The 2,303-nt window shown below is 68.2% G+C and carries 3 protein-coding genes; all 3 read left to right on the top strand.

All coding sequences use genetic code 11. The features are described from left to right. Positions 1–978 (top strand): GMC oxidoreductase (locus tag VGD44_RS26435; protein ID WP_331091796.1); only part of this gene is annotated, 978 nt, incomplete at its 5' end. Beyond that, the gene (locus VGD44_RS26440) at positions 975–1,589 is read left to right on the top strand and encodes a gluconate 2-dehydrogenase subunit 3 family protein (protein ID WP_331091798.1); all 615 of its coding nucleotides are present in this window, start codon (positions 975–977) and stop codon (positions 1,587–1,589) included. The genes VGD44_RS26435 and VGD44_RS26440, both read left to right, overlap by 4 nt. A 65-nt stretch (positions 1,590–1,654) precedes the next feature. Further along, positions 1,655–2,275 (top strand): DUF1080 domain-containing protein, encoded by a 621-nt coding sequence (locus VGD44_RS26445; protein ID WP_331091800.1) that lies wholly within the window; start codon positions 1,655–1,657, stop codon positions 2,273–2,275. Positions 2,276–2,303 lie beyond the last annotated feature (28 nt).

Here is a 2,303-nt window from a genome sequence, read left to right on the forward strand (position 1 = left end):
AAGGCGACCAACAACCTGACCGTCCGCACCAACGCGCTGGTCTACCAGGTCGACCTCGACAAGGCCGGCAAGGCCAAGGGGGTCACCTTCGTCGACCGGATGACCGGCGAGCACCACTCGGTGACCGCCAAGGCCGTGGTGTTGGCCGCCGGCTCGGGCGAGACGGCGCGGATCCTCTTGAACTCCAAGAGCTCGCTCTTCCCGGACGGCCTGTGCAACACCACGGGCATGGTCGGCCGCTACCTGATGGACAGCGTGGGCCTGACCGTGAACGGCCAGTTCCCGCTGCTGGAGGGCCTGCCGCCCACCAACGACGACGGCCAGGGCACCCAGCACATCTATGCGCCGTGGTGGGGCTACGACAAACAGAAGGAGCTGGGCTTCGCGCGCGGCTACCACGTCGAGGTCGGCGGCGGCCGGCGGATGCCCTCGATGGGCATGTCGCGCCTGCTGGACGACAACGACCTCAGCGTCGGCGACGACCTGCGAAACCGCCTCCGCCACAAGTACGGCAGCGTCATCGGCTTCGACGGCCGCGGCGAGATGATCCCGAACGACGACTGCTACTGCGAGCTGGACCCCAAGGTGAAGGACAAGTGGGGCCTGCCCGTCCTGCGCTTCCACTGGAAGTGGGGCGAACACGAGACGCGGCAGGCGGCGCACATGGTCTCGACCTTCCTGGAGGCGATCGACCGTCTGGGCGGCAAGCCGATCGGCGACGTCGAGCGCGACGGCAGGAAGGCCATCTCCAAGGGCGGCGAGATGATCCACGAGGTGGGCACCGCCCGCATGGGCCACTCGGACAAGGACTCGGTGGTCAACCAGTACGGCCAGGCCTGGGCGGTCCCGAACCTCTTCATCACCGACGGGGCGGTGCTGGTCTCCAGCCCGGACAAGAACCCGACCCTGTCGATCCTGGCGCTGGCCTGGCGGTCGAGCGACCACCTGGCGCAACTGGCGAAGCGGGGTGAGCTGTGAGCGACGAGCAGAAGCCCAAGCAAGCCGAAGGCTACGTCCGCAAGATCGACCGCCGCACCGCGCTGACCTGGATCGGCGTGGTCGGCGCGGCCACCGTCGTAGGCGCCGGCGTGGTGGTGTACGGCCCGAAGATGGGCGGCAAGACGGACGCCAGGGGCTACGGCACCGACCCCAAGCTGGTGGAGCCCGAGAAGGCGCCGTGGCCGCGGCTGCTGTCGGACGACGAGCTGCAGGCGGCGGCCGTGCTTTCCGACTTCATCCTGCCCGCCTCGGGGACGGCGCCCGCGGCTTCGGCGCTGGGCGTCCCGGACTTCATCGACGAGTGGATGAGCGCGCCCTATCCCGACCAGGAGAAGGACCGGCCTCTGATCCGCGACGGCCTGAAGAAGCTGGGGTCCAGGCCGGACGCCGCGGCGCTGGCCAAGCTCCAGACGGAGGGCGGCGAGTTCTTCAAGCGGTTCCGCTACCTCGTCATCGGCGCCTATTACACGACCGAGGCCGGGTTCAAGGACATCGGCTACATCGGCAACGTGGCGCGGCCGTCCGATCCGGGCCCGTCGGCCGAGGTCAAGGCGGCGCTGGAACGCGCCTTCCAGCAACTGGGTCTCTAGGAGTGAACGCGATGCGAGCCTTCGTCATCGGCGCCGTCGCGCTTGCATGCTTGGCAGAACCGGCCATGGCTGACCCCAACACGCTCACCGCCGCCGAGCAGGCCGCCGGCTGGAAGCTGCTGTTCGACGGCAAGTCGATGGACGCCTGGCGCGGCTACCAGAAGCCGGCGTCCGACTGGAAGGTCGTCGAGGAGACCCTGGCGCCGGACCCGAAGGCCTCGGGCGACCTCATCACCAAGGAACAGTTTGGCAGCTTCGAGCTCGCGTTCGAGTGGAAGATCAGCGCGAAGGGCAATTCCGGCGTCATGTACCACGTCAGCGAGGCGCCCGAGCGCAGCTACTACTCCGGGCCCGAGTACCAGGTGCTGGACAACAGCCGCGGCGAGCCGCCGCTGCAGCGGGCCGGCGCGCTCTACGACCTCTACGCGCCCACTGTCGACGCGACGAAGCCGGTGGGCGAGTTCAACGAGAGCCGCCTCCTGGTGAAGGGGAACCACGTCGAGCACTGGCTGAACGGCCAGAAGGTGGCCGAGTACGAGCTGGGCTCGCCGGAGTTCAAGGCCAAGGTGGCGAAGAGCAAGTTCAAGGACTGGCCCTTCGCTGCCAGCCCCAAGGGCCACATCGCCCTGCAGAACCACGGCGACGACGTCTGGTACCGGAGCATCAAGGTGCGGGTGCTGAAGTAGCCTCTACCCACATCTGTCATCCCGGTTT

Source organism: Phenylobacterium sp. (genome assembly GCF_036402295.1).
Lineage (GTDB): Bacteria > Pseudomonadota > Alphaproteobacteria > Caulobacterales > Caulobacteraceae > Phenylobacterium.